Here is a 17,267-nt window from a genome sequence, read left to right as displayed (position 1 = left end):
ATTCCTCTTTTTTAGCAAAGATAATAATGATGGGAGGAATATAAATGAATATACAACGTGCAATAGAGCTTTCTGTGTCAGCGGAACAAGCCAATGTCAGTTTTCAAGGCATGCCTGTTATGATTCAACACGTCGATGAAAGCAATGAAACCGCCCGCATATATGAAGTAAAAAACCCAGGACGCGAATTAACTGTTCCAGTTAATAGCTTAGAGGAAATATAAGAAATGCCACTTCTCTTTTGAAGTGGCATTTTTCTTATGAATCAAAAATACAACTATTATTTCTTCTAATTTTTTAAGCTTATAATAAGAAAATGTAAATTTTATACTCTAAACCTATATTTTGTGATATTGTACAATCTGAAAATAATTAAATCTTTATAGATGAATAACATAAAGTTTTTTCTATTTCCAACTCTATACATAAAGGAGGAATTGTATGAGCCTCTCTATATACGAAGGTTTAGGTATTATTTTTTTCGTAATCATTATTACTTACGCCCTTGCACACAAATATTTATGGTCAAAAAAATTACTTATTATTCTATTTCTCATTTGTAATGCTATTTATCTTATTTGGCGAACTTTTTATTCGTTACCAACTATTAATCTCATAAGTATTATCGCTGGTATTATATTGTTAATTACAGAATGGGCTGGTTACTTACAATCTATCGTTTTTAGCATTGTTTCATGGAAACCATATAAACGGAAAGAAGTACCATTATCCACTTTTGAAAAACTACCTACTGTCGACATATTTATTGCCACTTACAATGAACCGATCGATTTGTTAAAACGTACTGTAGTTGGTTGTACGTTGATTACTTATCCGAAAGAGTTACTAAACATTTATATTTGTGACGACGGGCGCCGTGAAAGTGTAAAGCAACTTGCGGCAGATTTTTCTGTTCATCACATAACTCGCACCGAAAACAAGCATGCAAAAGCTGGAAATTTAAATCATGCGATGCTTCATTCAAAAGGTGATATTATCGTAACAATGGATGCCGATATGATACCACGAGCTAACTTTTTAGAGCGAACGATTGGTTATTTTTCTAAAAATAATGTTGTATTCGTTCAAGCACCACAAGTTTTTTATAATGCTGATCCTTTCCAATATAATTTGTTTTTTGAAGATAACATCGCCAATGAACAAGATTTCTTTATGCGCCAGTTAGAAGAAGGGAAAGATCGCTTTAATGCTACGATGTATGTTGGTAGTAACGCCCTATTTCGCCGCACCGCGCTTGAAGAAATTGGAGGATTTGCGACTGGAGTTATTACTGAAGATATGGCAACTGGTATGCTACTACAAGCTAACAAATGGGAAACTATATTTGTCAATGAAACACTAGCTGTTGGATTATCCCCAGAAACATTTAGTGATTTATTAAAACAACGGGACCGCTGGTGTAGAGGGAACATTCAAGTCGTAAAAAAATGGAATCCTTTCACTATAAAAGGATTATCTTTTATGCAGCGTCTTTTATATGCAGATGGAATTCATTATTGGTTTTTCGGTGTTTATAAAATGATATTTTTACTAGCACCGCTATTATTTTTAGTATTTGATATTTATAGTTTAGAAATTAATTTCATGCACTTATTTATGTTCTGGGCACCTGCCTTTTTAACATCACAGCTTATTTTCAAAGCTGTTTCTAATAAAAAACGAACAACTACGTGGAGTCATGTGTACGAAGTTGCTATGGCTCCTTATATGGGATTTGCTATTTTATCAGAAACTTTCTTACATAAGAAGTTTCAATTTCATGTGACAAGAAAGGGAGTTCAAAATAATACAAGGCATTTTTTATGGATTGCAAGCATGCCTCATCTCATATTACTCATTTTAACAATTATTGCACTTATTCGAGCAACACTTATGCTCTTATACCCTGAGCAATATCATATTGAAAGTGAGAGCTTATATATTAATATTTTCTGGGTACTATACAACGGGATAGCTATTGTCACTTCACTATTTGTAGCATTTGAAAGACCGCGTTTTCGAAATTCAGAACGTTTCGTAGTAAATTTACCAGGTACTTTATATGCCGAAGATATGATCATTTCTTGCAATGTCCTTGATATTAGTGAAACGGGGGCACGTTTTGAATTAGATTCCTCCATTCCATTTGAAACTTTATCAAGTCTATCTTCCTATATGCTATCTTTTGGCGAGGTAGAAAAGATTCATAGTACAAAAAAATGGATTCGGAGACAAGAAAATTCTGTACAAGTTGGTGTATCATTTGATGATGTATCCCATGAGCAATATTGTAAACTTATTCTTCATCTATTTAGTAAACCGGTTAATGACCGGGTGGAAAAGGTGTACGATAAAGCATTTCTTACACTAGCAATTGCATCTTTCATAAAAAACACAAAAAAAGCACCAAGACAATTTCGCAGACAACATATACGTGAGCAACTGATGTCCCCTGGAATATTGCATATGAATGGGATGCCAATTGAAGCGACCATTATCGACTATAGTACAGGTGGGTGCCAAGTACAAACGAACATCCCACTTGTAATTGACCAAATTATACAAGTAACAATGGAAGAGCGTAATATTCAAAAGAGAAATGCACAAGTGTGTTGGATTCAAAAAAAGGGTCGTAAAATATATGCTGGATTAAAATTCACAGCGTAAAAAAGAAAAGAAGCGTCATGCTTCTTTTCTTTTTTTTACATGCTAAAATACTTATTAAAGGGGGAATTTATATGGAAAATGCTTCACAAAAGGCGAATCATTATTATGCCGTGATATTCACTTCTAATTTATCAAATGATACAACAGACTATAATACCGTTGCCGAAAAAATGGAGGAGCTTGCAAAGCAACAACCTGGATTTTTAGGTGTAGAAAGTGCACGAGGTAATTCTGGGCTCGGAATAACAATTTCTTATTGGGAATCACTTGATGCAATTGAAAATTGGAAGAAGAACGCCTTACATAAAGAAGCGAAAAAAAGAGGTCGTGAGCAATGGTATGAAAACTTCCATCTGCGTATTTGCCTTGTTGAGAAAGAATTTAAGTTTCAAAGAGGCACAATATAACTATGAAGGAAAAATTAGCTCTCGTTATTGTTCATGAAATATATGGTGTGAACGACCATATGCATCATGTTACCCAGCACTTTACTTCATCTCATATAGACGTATTCTGTCCTAATCTTCTACACTTACAACATGCATTTCATTATCGTGATGAAGAAAAAGCATATCAACATTTTGTAAATCATATTGGATTTGATTATGGAAAAAAGCAAATTGAAGAATTCATTTCTCATCTTTCTAGTAGTTATACACATATTGGACTTATCGGCTTTAGTGTTGGAGCTACCATCTCATGGCTATGTAGTAACAATCCGAAAATAGATTTTATTATCGGATGTTACGGTTCTCGTATACGCGACTATGTTCACATAAAGCCTACATGCGCTACACTACTTATATTTCCTGAAAAAGAAGTTAGTTTTTCAGTATCCTCTTTAATTCAAACATTGCAGCAACAAAAAAATCATTTACTAGAAATACAACAACTACACGGTGAACATGGATTTCTAAATCCGTACACTGAAAAATATAGCGAGAACTCTACAAAACAAGCATACAATGTAATAGATTCATTTCTTGTAAAGTGAAACTTTATTAGTTTTTTATTTGGGTTATTTTTGTTAATTCTTTCGGGGATGTAATAGAAGAAGGAAGAAAAGCCAACTTTCACCTTTTCTTCCTTCTATGTTTACCTTTAGCTTTCACTGTCACTGATTCACAAGGTGTATAATATATTTGAGGTGTCGCCCTATCAACAAACATCATAAATGTAATAAAGCCGATAATAAAGAAAATAAATAACGTTAATAATATTGCTCCTATCGTTAAAAGTATCATAACACCACCCCTATACAATTTATATTATTATACCTTTCGCTATTATATGAACGTAATCCTTTTTAGAAAAAGAAACGTAACAAAATAATCACAACCACTCCCGTTAATACTGTACCTAATAAACTACGAGTATATATTGCAACAAGAAATGTTGGAATTGCTGCGATAAGGTAATCCCACTGCATCGTCTCATGCATAAATAAAACTTGTGCTAAAAGCGCTGCTAATATCGCAATTGGTATGTAATTTAACCATTTTAAACCCCAGTCAGGAATTTGTAGTTTGCTAAATACGAGTAGAGGTAAAATACGTGGCACGAGTGTAACAGCTCCTGCTGCTAGTAAAAGTAATAATACATCTAATCTCATTTCCATTTTTCAATCACCACTCCAATCGTCGCAGCTAGTAAGGTTGCGATAATAACCGCTATACTATCTGGCATAAATAGGTGTGAAACGTATGCGATGATAATCGCTACAATTGCAACACTTAAATGAATTGCTAGTTTTGGTTTACTACTTATGAGCTGAAGAACAAATAATCCAATAAACATCGCTGGTAATGCATAATCCATCCCGTATGTATGTGGATCTGGTATCCACTCACCAAACAGCCCACCAATAATAGTAGCAAGAATCCAATTTAAATACGCTGTTACGTTAAGCCCGATCATCCATCTTTCACCTAAATATCCTTTTTGCGCCGCGTGTTGCACTGCAACGCCGAAAGTTTCATCTGTAATTTGCGAACCGATGATTAAGTTTTTAAATAGAGGAATTTTCGTAAAGTACGGCGCGAGTGCAGCACTCATAAGAAGGTGGCGCAAGTTAACAAAAAATACAGTAAAAATAATTGCGGAAGCAGGAGCACCGGCTGCATACATACCAGCTAATATAAATTGGGCAGAACCTGCATAAATTAAAGTGGACATAAATGCAATTTCAATGATAGAAAAACCTACTGTTTTTGCAATTACACCAGCTGCTATACCGATGCTCAAGTAACCAAATACAGTTGGTAAACAATCTTTTACTCCTTGCTGAAATGTATCATCGCTCTGCAAAGCTACATGTGCCTGAGCTTTACTCATCTCTATCATCCTCCATTCCTTCTAAAGTTCGTTTTCCTGTTACGACATGAACTAAATCTATATTTTCACGCCATAACGTATCTAACTTATCAGCCCCAAATTCCTTCGTGATTTCTTCAACCATAATATCGTGCCGCACATACTCTGTAGCAACGAGAACTAGCGCTGGGTCATACGTTGTAACGGCCCATGAAGTGCTATCATTTGAGAAGTTCGCAATTAATACTTCCTCTCCATCACGCGCAATAACAGTTAAATGACCACCCATTCTCTTTTCAACAACGTGAGGCGTCATATAATTATGGTGAAACGTCGCTCCTATTTTTGTTTCTGGAGCTCCAAATAAGATTGAAAATATATGTACGCCTTCCTCTTCCTTTTGATGAATGTATGGCTCAATTTCATGCACTTGGTCTTCCCATACAGAAATCCATAATTCTTCCTTTGCCCTATTAATTATATTGCATATTTCTTTTAAAACACGATCATTTGAGCGAATATGTGAAATTACATCAATCTGTCTTTCTTGTTCTAAACAATTTAATTTCTCATCTAAAAATTCAAAGGACTTTTCAAAGTCTTTTCGCATTCGATTCATTAATTCGGTAGCTGGTACTGATACATATTTAACTGGTTCAGAAGGTACAATATGCACCGCTCCTTTATCCATTAACTTACCGAGTACCTCGTAAATCATAGAACGAGGTACTCCTGTTTGTTTACTCACTTCATAGCCAGTTACTGGGGAATGTTTTAACAATCCAATATACGCTTTACATTCATATTGGGAAAATCCTAACTTTTGTAATTCCTTTATAATTTCATCCATCGGTAACCCCTCACAATCTAAATCGCTCTTACTTCAAAACGACGATTTTGCTTCCCTTTACTTTTTACTTTATCAATAACAAGTGTTCCTATTTCACTTGTGCTTTTCACATGTGTGCCTCCACAAGCTTGTTCGTCTAAGTTTTCAATTGTAACAATGCGGATTTCTTGGATAGTAGTTGGCAGGAGATTTATTGCTGTTTTAATCATTCCTACAGCATTTTCTGCTTCTTCGCGGCTCATATAACGAGTGGAAATTTCTTTATTTTGCTTAATAAGTTTATTCACTTCCTCAACAATTTCTTCTACTTCCACGCTCGATAACTCTTGTAACTCATTAAAATCGATACGTGCTTTATCAGGATAAATTTGATTTCCGGTGCATAGAGCTCCATACTTTTCATAAACAACAGCTCCGATAAGATGCAGTAAAGAGTGATGACGCATTAAATTATGACGTCTTTCCCAATTAATCTCTAATTTAACTGGACCTAATTTTACTTGAGCTTCATCTTTTATATAGTGAACTATTTCTCCCTGCTCCTTCTTTACTTTTTCAACTTCAAATACAGACCCATCTTGTACAATGACACCCGTATCACATTCCTGTCCTCCACCAGTTGGATAAAAAACTGTTTCTTTTACAAATACTTTATTCCCTTCCACTCTTATCACTTCTGTCTCGCAACTTGTTTTGTATGCATCTTCTAAATATAATGCCGTTTTCATACTCTCACCTCTTTAGTAGTTATAGTTATACCTACTAATATAAAAAATAATATTCATACAGTCAACTTATATTTCAGAATTTTTAATTTCAAACAAAAAAAGCCTTTTATAATAAGGCTTTTTTCTACATGCTATTATTTATTTTAACTGTAAAGTATTTAATATGTTTCCCTCCAAATGCTCCCGTAAAGTAGAACCTGTATACTCTTCCCTAAATGCCCCTGCCTTCACAAATAAAGGAATGACTTCACTAAAGAATAGATTTAGTGACTTGGGAGGTCCTCCTGGAATAGCAATAAATCCATCTAACGCTCCGGCCTCAAACCTATCCATAATTTGCTTCGCAACGTCTTTTGGTGTACCAACCGCAACCCAATGAGCCGATCCAACAACTTCTGGTCGCTCTAGTATTTGTTCAACTGTTGGTTCATTTTTAATAATGAAATGCCGTAATAATTCTGCATGTGTTTTACTACGTACAGTTTGATCCCGACTTGGCAGCATCTCTTCGGTAATTTTACTTTCTAGCGGAATCCCCCTCGCATCTAATCCGAGAACCATTTCAAGTAACGCATATCTCTTCTCTTTTGTGAGATGTTGATGAGCTTGCCTATGCATTTCTAGCGCCTCTTCATATGTATCACCTATAAAGAAATATAATCCAGGTAATACGCGTATAGCATCTTGCTTTCGGCCATGCTGTTCTGCTCTTCTTCTTAAATCTTGACGAAGTTCAATTCCTGACTCTACATCTGGCGTTGCGGCAAAAATTGCATCAGCAACAGAAGCAGCAAAATTCCGACCAGACTCTGAAGCACCAGCTTGAAATAATGGCATTTCTCCTGATATATGCTGCGGAATATTAAGTGGACCTTTTACCTCAAAATATTCACCGCTATGTTCAATTGGCTTAGCCATCTCTCTAATAACTTCAGTGTTATCTATTTTCAACACTTCATAAGGATGGCTCCTCCAAAGTTTTCTTACTAACTCTGTACATTCTGCCGCTTTCGCGTATCGTTCCTCAGATGATGGCATCTCTTCCTCACCAAAGTTTTCAGCACCGTCAATGGATGTAACAATATTCCACCCTACTCGGCCGTTACTAATCCAGTGTAACGATTGTAATTGCCTTGCTAATATATATGGTGGATAAAACGAAGTTGAAGCAGTTGTAACGACTCCAATTTTTTCTGTCGCATAAGCAATAGCAGTAAACAGTAACGTCGGGTCTAAAATGACATTCCCTTTATTACGAGCAATTAAATCTGGGTGCGCCACTAAATAATCGGCTTTAAAAACAAAATCTAACTTAGCCTTTTCTGCCTGTAGTGCCAACTCTACTTGTTCATCAATTCCGGAATTAAACTCATTCTCTTGTTCTTTCTTTCTAGAAATTAAACATAATCCAATGCAAAGTTGATTCTTTGTAGACATATATACACCATCCCCTTGTTTTTAATTCACTTAGTTAAACAAATATTGCTGTCATTATGAAATTCTGTTCTTATGAAAATAGATAAAATGATATTGATAATCATTATCATTTTATGATGTAACTGTAATAAAAGCAATAACAAAAAAGACTCCCACTTTTGGAAGTCCTTTATCTCAATATTTCATTCGCTTCTTTTTCATAAATTTTATCAAATGACGTCATAACGCGCTGTGATGCTTGAATCATCTTTTGATCCGTCATAAGATCGGCCATCTCTTTCGTCATATCTACATTTGAATTTTCTAGCATATGATTTTTTACTATTCCTGTTCCGTTCGGTAAATTAGCAATGTTTCCTTCTGCTAGTGTAAAGCTTTTATTTTCACGTTGCACGAGACGAGCATTCGTTTCTGCATCTACTGTTTTTGTTTGCAAACGAGCAATATTATTTTGTGTTACTTCATCATATAATGTACCGTCTGCTTGTACAGCAACCTTTGCTCCTTCCGGAATACGAATACGCTCATTATTCTCTCCCATTACGAAAGCACCTGAAGATGTTTGTAAATAACGATCACTATTTAATGTGAAACTACCATCTCTCGTTAAAAACGTTTCATCATTTTTAGAAGTAACGAAAAATGATGTTGTGCCGGCTGCGCCGTCATCTAAAAAGAAATCTGTAGCGCTATTTGTCATTTGTATATTTCCTTGTACTAAATTCACATGTGTTGCAGCTGGTACTACAGCATAATCGACCAAACCGATATTTGTTACCGCCCCATCTCCGCGGCGATATGTGTCTTGTACATCAAATACTTTAGACGTCATATTTTCTGCTTTAAATCCTGTCGTTTGAGCATTTGCAACGTTATTCGAATGAACATTAATTCGCTGCATGTAGTTCATCATACCCATAGAACCTATATAAAGACCGTTCATATTCGTTTGAATAAGGCAAGCGCCTTATTCTTCACCTCTTTTCTACGATGTTTGTAACATTTGTTTCGCTAAATGTTCAGCTGTAGCGATATGTATATTTTTCCTTATGTCTTGGCCGTCTGTCATTAATACAATAGGAGCTGATGATACTGCTGGAATTTTCAACAATTCACCACTACTTGCTGTTTCATCAAATTTTGTAAACACAATACCATCTATATGAATATCTTTAAAGTTTGTAATGATTTCAATCATATCTTTACTTTTCATCGAAGCTGATAACGTTAAACAAATATAATCTGGCTCTACTTGTCCCATCGTTTCAATCATTTCTTCTACTGTTTCTGTCGTACGATAATTTTTTCCGGCTGTATCAATTAAAATATAATCGACGCGCGCTTCTTCTTTAAAATACGTAAGCGCTCTTGTCATTGCAGCTTCATCACGCACAGCAATTACTTCCGATCCAATTATCTTTACGTTATCTTGCAATTGCTGCACTGTCCCTATGCGCGAATGATCTGTCGTTATAAAACCAACTGTTTTGTTCTTACCGTGAAATTGCCATGCCATTTTCGCAAGCGTCGTCGTTTTACCAACACCAGTTGGACCGATTAATGCAATTGTTTGTACTTCTTTTTCAAAGACGTTTTCCGTATTGAAATGAGATTTCATATCTTCCAATATGTACCTAATAACTTCTTCTTCCGTAATCATCGTTGCATTTTCAAACTTTATTTTTAACTTTTCAGCATATGCATAAATGAAATATTGTTCCACATCGTTTTGTTCTAGCATCCGAATTACCTTTTGAATAATAAACGGTACAGATTCTTGACTTTCTTTCTTTGGAACTACTTCTTCTTTCTTTACCGGAACGACTTGTTTCACAACTTTTTTCTTTTTCGGTACTTCCGTTTCTTTCGTCTGTTTCACCACGACAATTCCTTTTTCAAACAGCTTTAATAGTTTTTCTTTTTTTCTTGCCCATTCTTCACTATTTCCTGTTTGCATTGCCGCGTATGACATAGAAGTCGTTACGTTTTCTAAATTGTGCAGTACTGATTGAATTCCATTCGCCTTCACAATTTGTTCTGAAGGATCATTCACAACATCCATTAACTGTTCATGAAATTGAGCTGTACCTTCATTCACTTCTTCCTGTTTTTCTTCTGGAAAAGCAACTAACATTTCATAATCCTTTTTCCAGAAAAACGGTATATTTCGTTTTACACTTTCATCGACAACGTAATAATAATCTGTACCATATTGGTCAAATAACTTTCGATACAATTCATTTTTCGAAGCTGCTTTTATTCGCATTAACGCTTCTTTCTTTTCTGTACTTTCCATTACTTCACCCCCTACTATTCAATATAGGCAATTTGATCCACAACAATTTCTGGTGCTAATTCGCTAATACAAAGTACTTGTGCTTCTACTTGATAACGTTCTAGCAGTCTTACAATTGCAAATCTAAAATCTTTTCTACGTGTTAATAACACTGGTTCTCTTCCCATTAAACGTGCTTGCTTAAAGACGCGCTGCACTTGCTCAACGACACGTGTTTCTAAATCTAAATCCCAGTTTAACAAGTAACCTTGATATGAATTATTCACAACATCCGCATCTAACTCAATTGAATCAGAGAAGAGCGCTGCATAAATTTTTCCGTCCGGATTTTTCGCATTTTCACAAATAACTTTTGAAATACATTCACGAACAAATGATGTCACACCATCAACGTGATTTTGATTCACTTCTTTTCCGTCAATAATACCTTCAATAATTGTTGGTAAATCACGAATAGAAATACCTTCTTTTAGAAGTTGTTTAATAACATTTTGAACGAGTGATAAATCAATTTCTTTCTTCTTAATCTCTTCTAATAGAACGCCATTATCATTTTCAAGCGAGTTAATTAAGTCTTTTACATGTTGGCGCTGAATTAATTCATGCAGATTACGCCTTACGACAACATCTAAATGTGTAATTAATATGCTAAGTGGCTCTAACACTTGATAGCCTTTCATTTGTGCATCTTGCACCATATGCTCTAAAATCCAATATCCATCTTCGCCGAAAATTGGATCTTTCGCTGGTTCTGCATCTAAATCAGCCATTACGTTCGGTGTTTTTAGTGCTAATAAATAACCTGATTTTAAAACACCTTCAGCCGCCTTCGCACCTTTAATACGAATAATGTAACGACCACGTGGTCTAAAGCTCGTATTATCTTTAAAGTTAATTCCAGGAACGTTAATACCAAGGTCAGTAATAATCGACTTCCGCATAAGAACAACTTTATCACGAGCTGTTTCCCCGTTAATTTTCTGCTTTACAAGTGCTGCTAAATCTAAACCGAGTTCTACAATAATCGGATATTTATCCGTAAATACTCCGAATGAATCTTCCACTTGTTGCAGTTGCTCATCTTCACCTTGAATCATTTCTAATTCTTTTTGAAGCTCGTCTTCTTTTTCTTTCTTTATTCGATTTTTATTACGAATGCCTAAGAAGATAATCGTTCCACCAACGAGTGCGAATGGTAAAAACGGTAGCGGAGTAAAAATACCCATTGCAATAAATAAACCACCTAGTGCATATACAACGACTTCATGCGCTAATAACTCTTTAAAGATACCTTCTGTTACTGTATCCGGTGAGCCGTCAAATACACGCGTTACGATAATACCTGTTGAAATTGCAAGCATTAATGAACCGATTTGGTTTACGATTCCGTCACCGACAGTTAACTGTGTATAATGAAGAGCTGCATCTGCAAAGCTCATTCTTTGCTGCATCATGCCGACAATTAAACCGAAAATAATGTTTACGAATAAAATGACAATCCCGAAAATAACGTCCCCTTTAATGAACTTTCCGGCACCATCCATCGCCCCGTAAAACTCTGTTTCCATATTTAATTTTTTTCGTTTTGCCTGTGCATCTTTTTCTGAAATAATACGCTGGTTTAAATCAGCATCGATAGACATTTGTTTCCCCGGTAAAGAATCAAGTGTAAAACGAGCTGCTACTTCAGCTGTACGAGATGCACCGTTTGCAACGATAAACTGAAATATGATTAATACTGTAAAAATAACGATACCAATTAATAAGTTTCCGCCAATTACGAACTGGCCGAACTCTTCAATAACATGACCGGCATTTCCATCTGTCAAAATCGCTCGCGTCGTCGAAACGTTAATCGATACGCGGAAAATCCCGATTAATAACAACATCGTCGGAAATGACTTTAATTCATCCCACTCGTTAATACTTGTCGCTCGCATATAAATAAGTACTGACATACTTAGTAGAAAAACGATAATGATATCAAGTATAAATGGTGGAAGTGGAATTAAGAGCGCCACTACGAATGACGCTGCTAAAAAGATAGAAAAATAGGTTCTTGCAGAATCTATCTTAAACAAAGAGATCTCCTCCAAACGCGCTATTATACTTCAAGTTCATTCGTCTGAATTAAATAGCGCATAACTTCAATTACAGCTACGTATAAATCTTCAGGAATCGTCTCATCTTCCTCGACTTGATAATATAAAGAACGAGCAAGCGGACGGTTTTCCACCATTGGTATTTCTTGTTCACGGGCAAGTGTTCGTATATATAATGCGAGCTCATCTTCCCCTTTTGCAACGACAATTGGTGCTGCATCAACGTGTTTATTGTAACGAAGTACGACCGAAATATGAGTCGGGTTGTTGACAATAAACGTTGCGCCATCCATCTTCTTCGCAATTGTTCCTTGCAAGATCGCATGCATAAAGTTTTTTCGTTTCCCTTTTACTTGCGGGTCCCCTTCATTATCTTTATGCTCCCTTTTTACTTCTTCTTTTTTCATCTTAATATCTTGTTCGTACTCCCATTTTTGATAAATGAAATCAATAATGGAAAGAATGATTAAAATAATTAAAATGGCTAAAAAGATAAATTTAATTTGGCTAATAATTTCAGTAAGTGACGCTGTCCAGTTAAATCCAATCATACTAACAATCTTCTCTAAATTCTTTTTAAAGAGAACGTACGAAACGTAACCGATTAATCCCATATAAAACAGTGATTTCAAAATATCTACTAAACTTTTACGACTAAACAATCTCGTAAAATAGTTTTTCGGATTAATACGTGACGCTTTCGGTTTAATGACTTTAGAAGAAAATAGGAAGCCGACTTGAATCATATAATTGAATAAATGAAAAGCATATACGAGTATTAATATCGGAGCCGATACTTTCAGTAATAAAATCCCCATTAAATAAAAATACTCGGTTGAATCTGTATTTTTTCCAATTTGATCAAACAGCACCGCTACGGAATTTGCAATCTCATAACCTAGCCAATCCCCGAAGAAATAAACGACAACTGCTAATACGAGAATGGAAAATAAATTATTTAAATCTTTACTCCGGGCAATATTCCCTTCTTCACGCGATTTTTTACGCTTCTGCGGGGTGGCCTTTTCTGTTTTATTATCCTTTGCCATGCGCGTCCCCCTACTTCGTTAAGAAAAAGTTAAATAGTTTCGTATACTCTTCAAGTAATACATCCGTCATATTTTTAAACACATAACCGAGCATCGGTACACTCATCGCAATAAACAAAATACCGCACGTAATTTTAATTACGTATGCATTCATAAAAACGTTTAATTGCGGAGCATTTTTTGCAATTAAAATTAGAACAAAGTTAATGATGAATAAACTTCCCATAAGCGGCAGAGCAATTTCAACCGCTGATGTGATCGCAAATAATAACGTTGCGAGTAGACTATCTAAAAAACTAGTCGTCAACAATTTTGAAATCGCCTCTGTATATTGAAACGACTTTAAAATAGTGGCAACGAAATAGTTAATGCCGCCAAGTGAAATAAAAATAATGAGAAAAAATATATCAAAAATGGTTGATAGTAAAGTAGACTGTGAGCCCGCATTTACATCAAACAAACTTGCTTGTGATAAACCGATATCAAAGTCTAAAATATGCCCTGCCATTTTCGGAATGTTCCACAGCATCTCTACAATTTTTGAAAGTGATAAACCAATTACAATTTGCGTTGCTGCATAAGCTGCAACGTCCCAAACTGTCTTGATGTGAGAGACATCCACTTGATCGGCCACTGTAATTGAAAGAGCAAGTCCAACTGTAACCTTCGCCATTGCTGGAATGGATCGGCCTGAGAAAAACGGTAAAAAATATAAAAATGAAGTAATGCGACAAAACGCAAAAAACGTCGCCGCCCATAATTCCATATTCATTTCAGTTCACCTATCTTAGTACGAACGCAATAGCGATGGGATTTTATCAAATAAATCTAAAATAAGCATCGTTAACTCTTGGAACATCCACGGACCTAAAATGATAATAACGAGCACAATACTCGCCATTTTCGGTAAAAACGTCAGCGTTTGCTCTTGAATTTGCATCATTGCCATAATAACCGCGATAATAATAACGACAATCAGACTTACAACGGCAATCGGCATTAAAATCATAACCCCTTTATAAAAAAAGGTTTGGAAAATATCTATAATTGGTGACGTATTCATTTATATGACTCCTATCACATAGCATCAAGCGCTTCAGGCGACCGTCTTAAACATAATATCGACGATTTTTGTATATCCACCTAAATATACGAAAACGAGTATTTTAAACGGTAAACTTAAAATCATCGGCGGTACCATCATCATCCCGAGGTACATTAAAAGTGTACTAATAATCAAATCTATAAATACAAACGCTAAATAAATGAACATCCCTGTTAGTAAACCTTTTTGAATTTGCGTTAACGTAAAGGATGGTACAAGTGTAAATAAGGAAAGATCTTTCAAATCTTTCGGCAACTCTTCTCCGCGTACTTTCAGCATCATTTTCAAATCATGCTTATACGTATGCTTTGACATATATTCTTTCATAATAGGAGCTGTCGTTTCCGCAGCTTGACTTACTGTTATTTTCTCTTTTGTCATCGGATCCCACACATCGCTCTTCAGTTGCCCGAGTACAGGCTGCATCGTAAAGAGTGATAAAAATAATGCAAGTCCAACAAGCACTTGGTTTGGTGGTAAATTCATTACCCCAAGTCCTTGACGTGTAATCCCAAGAACGATCATAAAATAAGTAAAATGTGTAAATAATAGAACGATAGAAGAAGATAATGATAAAAGGGTGACGAGCGCAAATAGTTGTACACTTGAATTACTCGTAAACTCTTTTCCATTTTCGAAATTAATAAAACCGTTCGGGGCCGCATACGCTGGATTTACAAAAATAATTGAAAAAACGATAGAAAATACGAAAATAACGGCTAATAATGATAACTGTTTCTTTATTCTCATGATGGATCCTCTACTTTTTTCGTTTCAGTCTTCACCGCGTCTTCTAGTGCTTGTTGAAACTGATTTCCTGTTCCGGTTAATTGCACAGACTGTACACCGTTATTACTAATAACAGTGAACACTTGCTTTCCGTCCACTTCAAATAAAAAGGCACTCGTTTGATGATTTAAATACACGCCGTCTTTTACTTGAATATGGCCATTTTCACCCTGCTTAAAAAACTGCTGTTTGCGCGTCTTTTTTGTCATATAATATGCACCGTAACCGAGCGCACCAAACAGTAAAACGACTTGAAATAAGGTCGTCATATACGACATATGACTCCTCCTCTACTCTTTATCTTGCATTTGACTTTGCGCTTTCATAAGCGCCGCTTGTTTCTTATCAGCTTCAATTTCAGAAATGATAATACCGAATTTCTCGTCCATTACGATTGCTTCACCGATGCCGACTTTCATATTACTTAAATACACATCTACTTTATGTCCTAAGTTTTTTTCTACTTCAAGAACATCGCCAACTTTTAACTGCTTTACATCACCAAGCGTAATAGATGACTTTCCAAGCTTTACACCAAGTTCAATCGAAATATCTGAAACAGTATCAATATGTGCTTTGCCTGCTTCATTTCGCTTTCCTGCAAAATCTTCTAATCCCATTAATGACACAGGAGATACTTCATGCTTCATATGGATCCTCCTACTCTACAAAACTTTTAAATAGGAGCGCCTTACGCGTTCCGTCTTTTCCAATAAAACAATTAAATTTATGCTTTCCATCTACATAACCAAGTAATTCATCCGAAACTTTCGTATGAAGCGGAATAATATCGCCTTCTTCAATTTGTTCAATCTCACTCATTGTCATTTTCTGCTCACCAATTGCAACGTGAACAGGTTTGTACACTTGATTTACTTTCACTTCCACTTCAGACGTATACTTCCTACGTTTATCCGAAGAATGTTCGACAATATTTTCAGACGTTAACTTATCCATAATTTCTTCAACAGATAAGAACGGAATCCCGATACGCACCGTCGTATTCCAAAAATCTGTTTTCATATTTACATTAAGTAATGAAATGATATCGCTCGCTGTCGTAATCTTTAATGCATTCGGATCTGTTTCCGTCGTTACAAATTTCGGTTCAATCGCAACAACACTTTCAAATGATTGCTCTAAATTTTTACAAAGAAGCAAGAATATATTATCAAGCGTTAAAAACTCAAATGCTGTTAACGGTCTACGCATCGTAAAGTTACGCTTACTATCTCCGCCAAGCCAACATTCATGAATATAAATAACGAATGCTAAATCAATCTCAATAACAATTTCTCCAAGCTCTGGTAAACCGAGATCAATTACGCAATATAAATAATAATCTTTCGGCATTTTCTCCACATACTCACTCGTAAATGGAACTTGTTCAACTGTTGAAGGCTCTAGTTCAATTGGAATACGCATACGCGCTGATAACGTCTGTGACGTCTGTTTTCCAAACGTAGAAGCAATCGCTTGCAAACTACGTAAATGCTCAACACCGAACTTCTCTGGTCTATTAAAATCATACTCTTGAAATTTCTCTTGCTTTCCTGCTTCTTGTGCGAAAGCTGGCATTTCCTCGCCTTCATTTACCGCCTTCAGCAGGGCATCAATTTGCTCTTGGCTTAATTTTTCGCCACTCATGACAATCCCCTTCCCTACCTTTTCAATTCAACGATTTCAACGTACATCTTTCCATTCTTCGTCAAAATCTTTCCGGTTCCAATCTCTTCATTCTCAAGCATAAGACGCACCGTATTTTTCGTTGAATTTTCAAGACGATACAATGTACCTTTCGTAATATGAAGCAGATCTTCAATTTTCTTTTTCGTATTTCCGATTTCAAAATAAATTGTTAACGGAATATCATCTTGTAATTTCAAATCTAGCCAACTCCCATATCATGTTCACGAAAATTTCATGTTCTC

General features: G+C 35.6%; 21 protein-coding genes. 4 read left to right on the top strand and 17 right to left on the bottom strand.

Features of this window, described 5'->3' with window-relative positions; genetic code table 11:
• Window positions 1-44 precede the first annotated feature (44 nt).
• The 4 genes from JFU02_RS27900 to JFU02_RS27885 all read left to right on the top strand — a co-directional run bounded on the left by JFU02_RS27900 (window position 45) and on the right by JFU02_RS27885 (window position 3,661).
• Complete coding sequence (locus JFU02_RS27900) at window positions 45-224, top strand: H-type small acid-soluble spore protein (protein WP_001025734.1); 180 nt, start codon at window positions 45-47, stop codon at window positions 222-224.
• Between the two features lie 217 nt (window positions 225-441).
• The gene (locus JFU02_RS27895) at window positions 442-2,667 is read left to right on the top strand and encodes a glycosyltransferase (protein ID WP_201071934.1); all 2,226 of its coding nucleotides are present in this window, start codon (window positions 442-444) and stop codon (window positions 2,665-2,667) included.
• 71 nt (window positions 2,668-2,738) lie between these two features.
• On the top strand, window positions 2,739-3,074 hold the full coding sequence (locus JFU02_RS27890) for an antibiotic biosynthesis monooxygenase family protein (protein WP_000426495.1): 336 nt from the start codon (window positions 2,739-2,741) through the stop codon (window positions 3,072-3,074).
• A gap of 2 nt (window positions 3,075-3,076) precedes the next feature.
• Entirely contained in the window at window positions 3,077-3,661 is a 585-nt protein-coding gene (locus JFU02_RS27885; protein ID WP_098223156.1) for a dienelactone hydrolase family protein, read from the top strand.
• 79 nt (window positions 3,662-3,740) lie between these two features.
• Here JFU02_RS27885 and JFU02_RS27880 read toward each other — a convergent pair whose 3' ends face one another.
• From JFU02_RS27880 to JFU02_RS27800, 17 genes are all read right to left on the bottom strand, one after another.
• Window positions 3,741-3,911 (bottom strand): DUF3951 domain-containing protein, encoded by a 171-nt coding sequence (locus tag JFU02_RS27880; RefSeq protein ID WP_086406564.1) that lies wholly within the window; start codon window positions 3,909-3,911, stop codon window positions 3,741-3,743.
• Between the two features lie 62 nt (window positions 3,912-3,973).
• Window positions 3,974-4,285: an AzlD domain-containing protein gene (locus JFU02_RS27875; RefSeq protein WP_000425944.1), complete on the bottom strand. Its 312-nt coding sequence runs from the start codon at window positions 4,283-4,285 to the stop codon at window positions 3,974-3,976.
• Window positions 4,276-5,001, bottom strand: coding sequence for an AzlC family ABC transporter permease (locus JFU02_RS27870; protein WP_201071931.1), 726 nt, complete (start codon window positions 4,999-5,001; stop codon window positions 4,276-4,278). Before JFU02_RS27870 ends, JFU02_RS27875 begins: the two co-directional genes overlap by 10 nt.
• On the bottom strand, window positions 4,994-5,830 hold the full coding sequence (locus JFU02_RS27865) for a TrmB family transcriptional regulator (RefSeq protein WP_000343387.1): 837 nt from the start codon (window positions 5,828-5,830) through the stop codon (window positions 4,994-4,996). Before JFU02_RS27865 ends, JFU02_RS27870 begins: the two co-directional genes overlap by 8 nt.
• A 17-nt stretch (window positions 5,831-5,847) precedes the next feature.
• Window positions 5,848-6,558, bottom strand: a complete 711-nt coding sequence (locus JFU02_RS27860) for an alanyl-tRNA editing protein (RefSeq protein ID WP_103945388.1) — start codon at window positions 6,556-6,558, stop codon at window positions 5,848-5,850.
• A gap of 138 nt (window positions 6,559-6,696) precedes the next feature.
• Window positions 6,697-7,995 carry an NtaA/DmoA family FMN-dependent monooxygenase gene (locus JFU02_RS27855; protein ID WP_098838415.1) on the bottom strand — a complete coding sequence of 433 codons (1,299 nt, stop codon included), beginning with the start codon at window positions 7,993-7,995 and terminating at the stop codon, window positions 6,697-6,699.
• A 169-nt stretch (window positions 7,996-8,164) separates the two neighbouring features.
• Window positions 8,165-8,938: a flagellar basal-body rod protein FlgG gene (locus JFU02_RS27850; protein ID WP_098838414.1), complete on the bottom strand. Its 774-nt coding sequence runs from the start codon at window positions 8,936-8,938 to the stop codon at window positions 8,165-8,167.
• 42 nt (window positions 8,939-8,980) lie between these two features.
• Window positions 8,981-10,291 (bottom strand): flagellar biosynthesis GTPase FlhF, encoded by a 1,311-nt coding sequence (gene flhF / locus JFU02_RS27845; RefSeq protein WP_201071929.1) that lies wholly within the window; start codon window positions 10,289-10,291, stop codon window positions 8,981-8,983.
• A gap of 14 nt (window positions 10,292-10,305) precedes the next feature.
• Window positions 10,306-12,372, bottom strand: a complete 2,067-nt coding sequence (gene flhA, locus JFU02_RS27840; protein ID WP_098838412.1) for a flagellar biosynthesis protein FlhA — start codon at window positions 12,370-12,372, stop codon at window positions 10,306-10,308.
• Window positions 12,373-12,395: 23 nt separating this feature from the next.
• Entirely contained in the window at window positions 12,396-13,442 is a 1,047-nt protein-coding gene (gene flhB, locus JFU02_RS27835) for a flagellar type III secretion system protein FlhB (RefSeq protein WP_001040120.1), read from the bottom strand.
• Window positions 13,443-13,452: 10 nt separating this feature from the next.
• Window positions 13,453-14,214: a flagellar biosynthetic protein FliR gene (locus JFU02_RS27830; RefSeq protein ID WP_001055717.1), complete on the bottom strand. Its 762-nt coding sequence runs from the start codon at window positions 14,212-14,214 to the stop codon at window positions 13,453-13,455.
• A 15-nt stretch (window positions 14,215-14,229) separates the two neighbouring features.
• On the bottom strand, window positions 14,230-14,505 hold the full coding sequence (locus JFU02_RS27825) for a flagellar biosynthetic protein FliQ (RefSeq protein WP_001098080.1): 276 nt from the start codon (window positions 14,503-14,505) through the stop codon (window positions 14,230-14,232).
• 33 nt (window positions 14,506-14,538) lie between these two features.
• Window positions 14,539-15,297 carry a flagellar type III secretion system pore protein FliP gene (locus JFU02_RS27820; RefSeq protein ID WP_001220582.1) on the bottom strand — a complete coding sequence of 253 codons (759 nt, stop codon included), beginning with the start codon at window positions 15,295-15,297 and terminating at the stop codon, window positions 14,539-14,541.
• Window positions 15,294-15,614: a hypothetical protein gene (locus JFU02_RS27815; RefSeq protein WP_000121178.1), complete on the bottom strand. Its 321-nt coding sequence runs from the start codon at window positions 15,612-15,614 to the stop codon at window positions 15,294-15,296. Before JFU02_RS27815 ends, JFU02_RS27820 begins: the two co-directional genes overlap by 4 nt.
• Window positions 15,615-15,626: 12 nt before the next feature.
• Window positions 15,627-15,986 carry a flagellar motor switch protein FliN gene (gene fliN, locus JFU02_RS27810; RefSeq protein ID WP_000680010.1) on the bottom strand — a complete coding sequence of 120 codons (360 nt, stop codon included), beginning with the start codon at window positions 15,984-15,986 and terminating at the stop codon, window positions 15,627-15,629.
• A gap of 10 nt (window positions 15,987-15,996) precedes the next feature.
• Window positions 15,997-16,983 (bottom strand): flagellar motor switch protein FliM, encoded by a 987-nt coding sequence (fliM, locus tag JFU02_RS27805; protein WP_000012361.1) that lies wholly within the window; start codon window positions 16,981-16,983, stop codon window positions 15,997-15,999.
• A 14-nt stretch (window positions 16,984-16,997) separates the two neighbouring features.
• Window positions 16,998-17,222: a flagellar motor switch protein FliN gene (locus JFU02_RS27800; protein ID WP_000775712.1), complete on the bottom strand. Its 225-nt coding sequence runs from the start codon at window positions 17,220-17,222 to the stop codon at window positions 16,998-17,000.
• Window positions 17,223-17,267: the final 45 nt, after the last annotated feature.

The sequence above is a fragment of the Bacillus sp. TH13 genome, assembly GCF_016651175.1.
GTDB classification, from domain to species: domain Bacteria; phylum Bacillota; class Bacilli; order Bacillales; family Bacillaceae_G; genus Bacillus_A; species Bacillus_A thuringiensis_S.
This window is presented reverse-complemented; position numbering and strand designations above follow the sequence as displayed.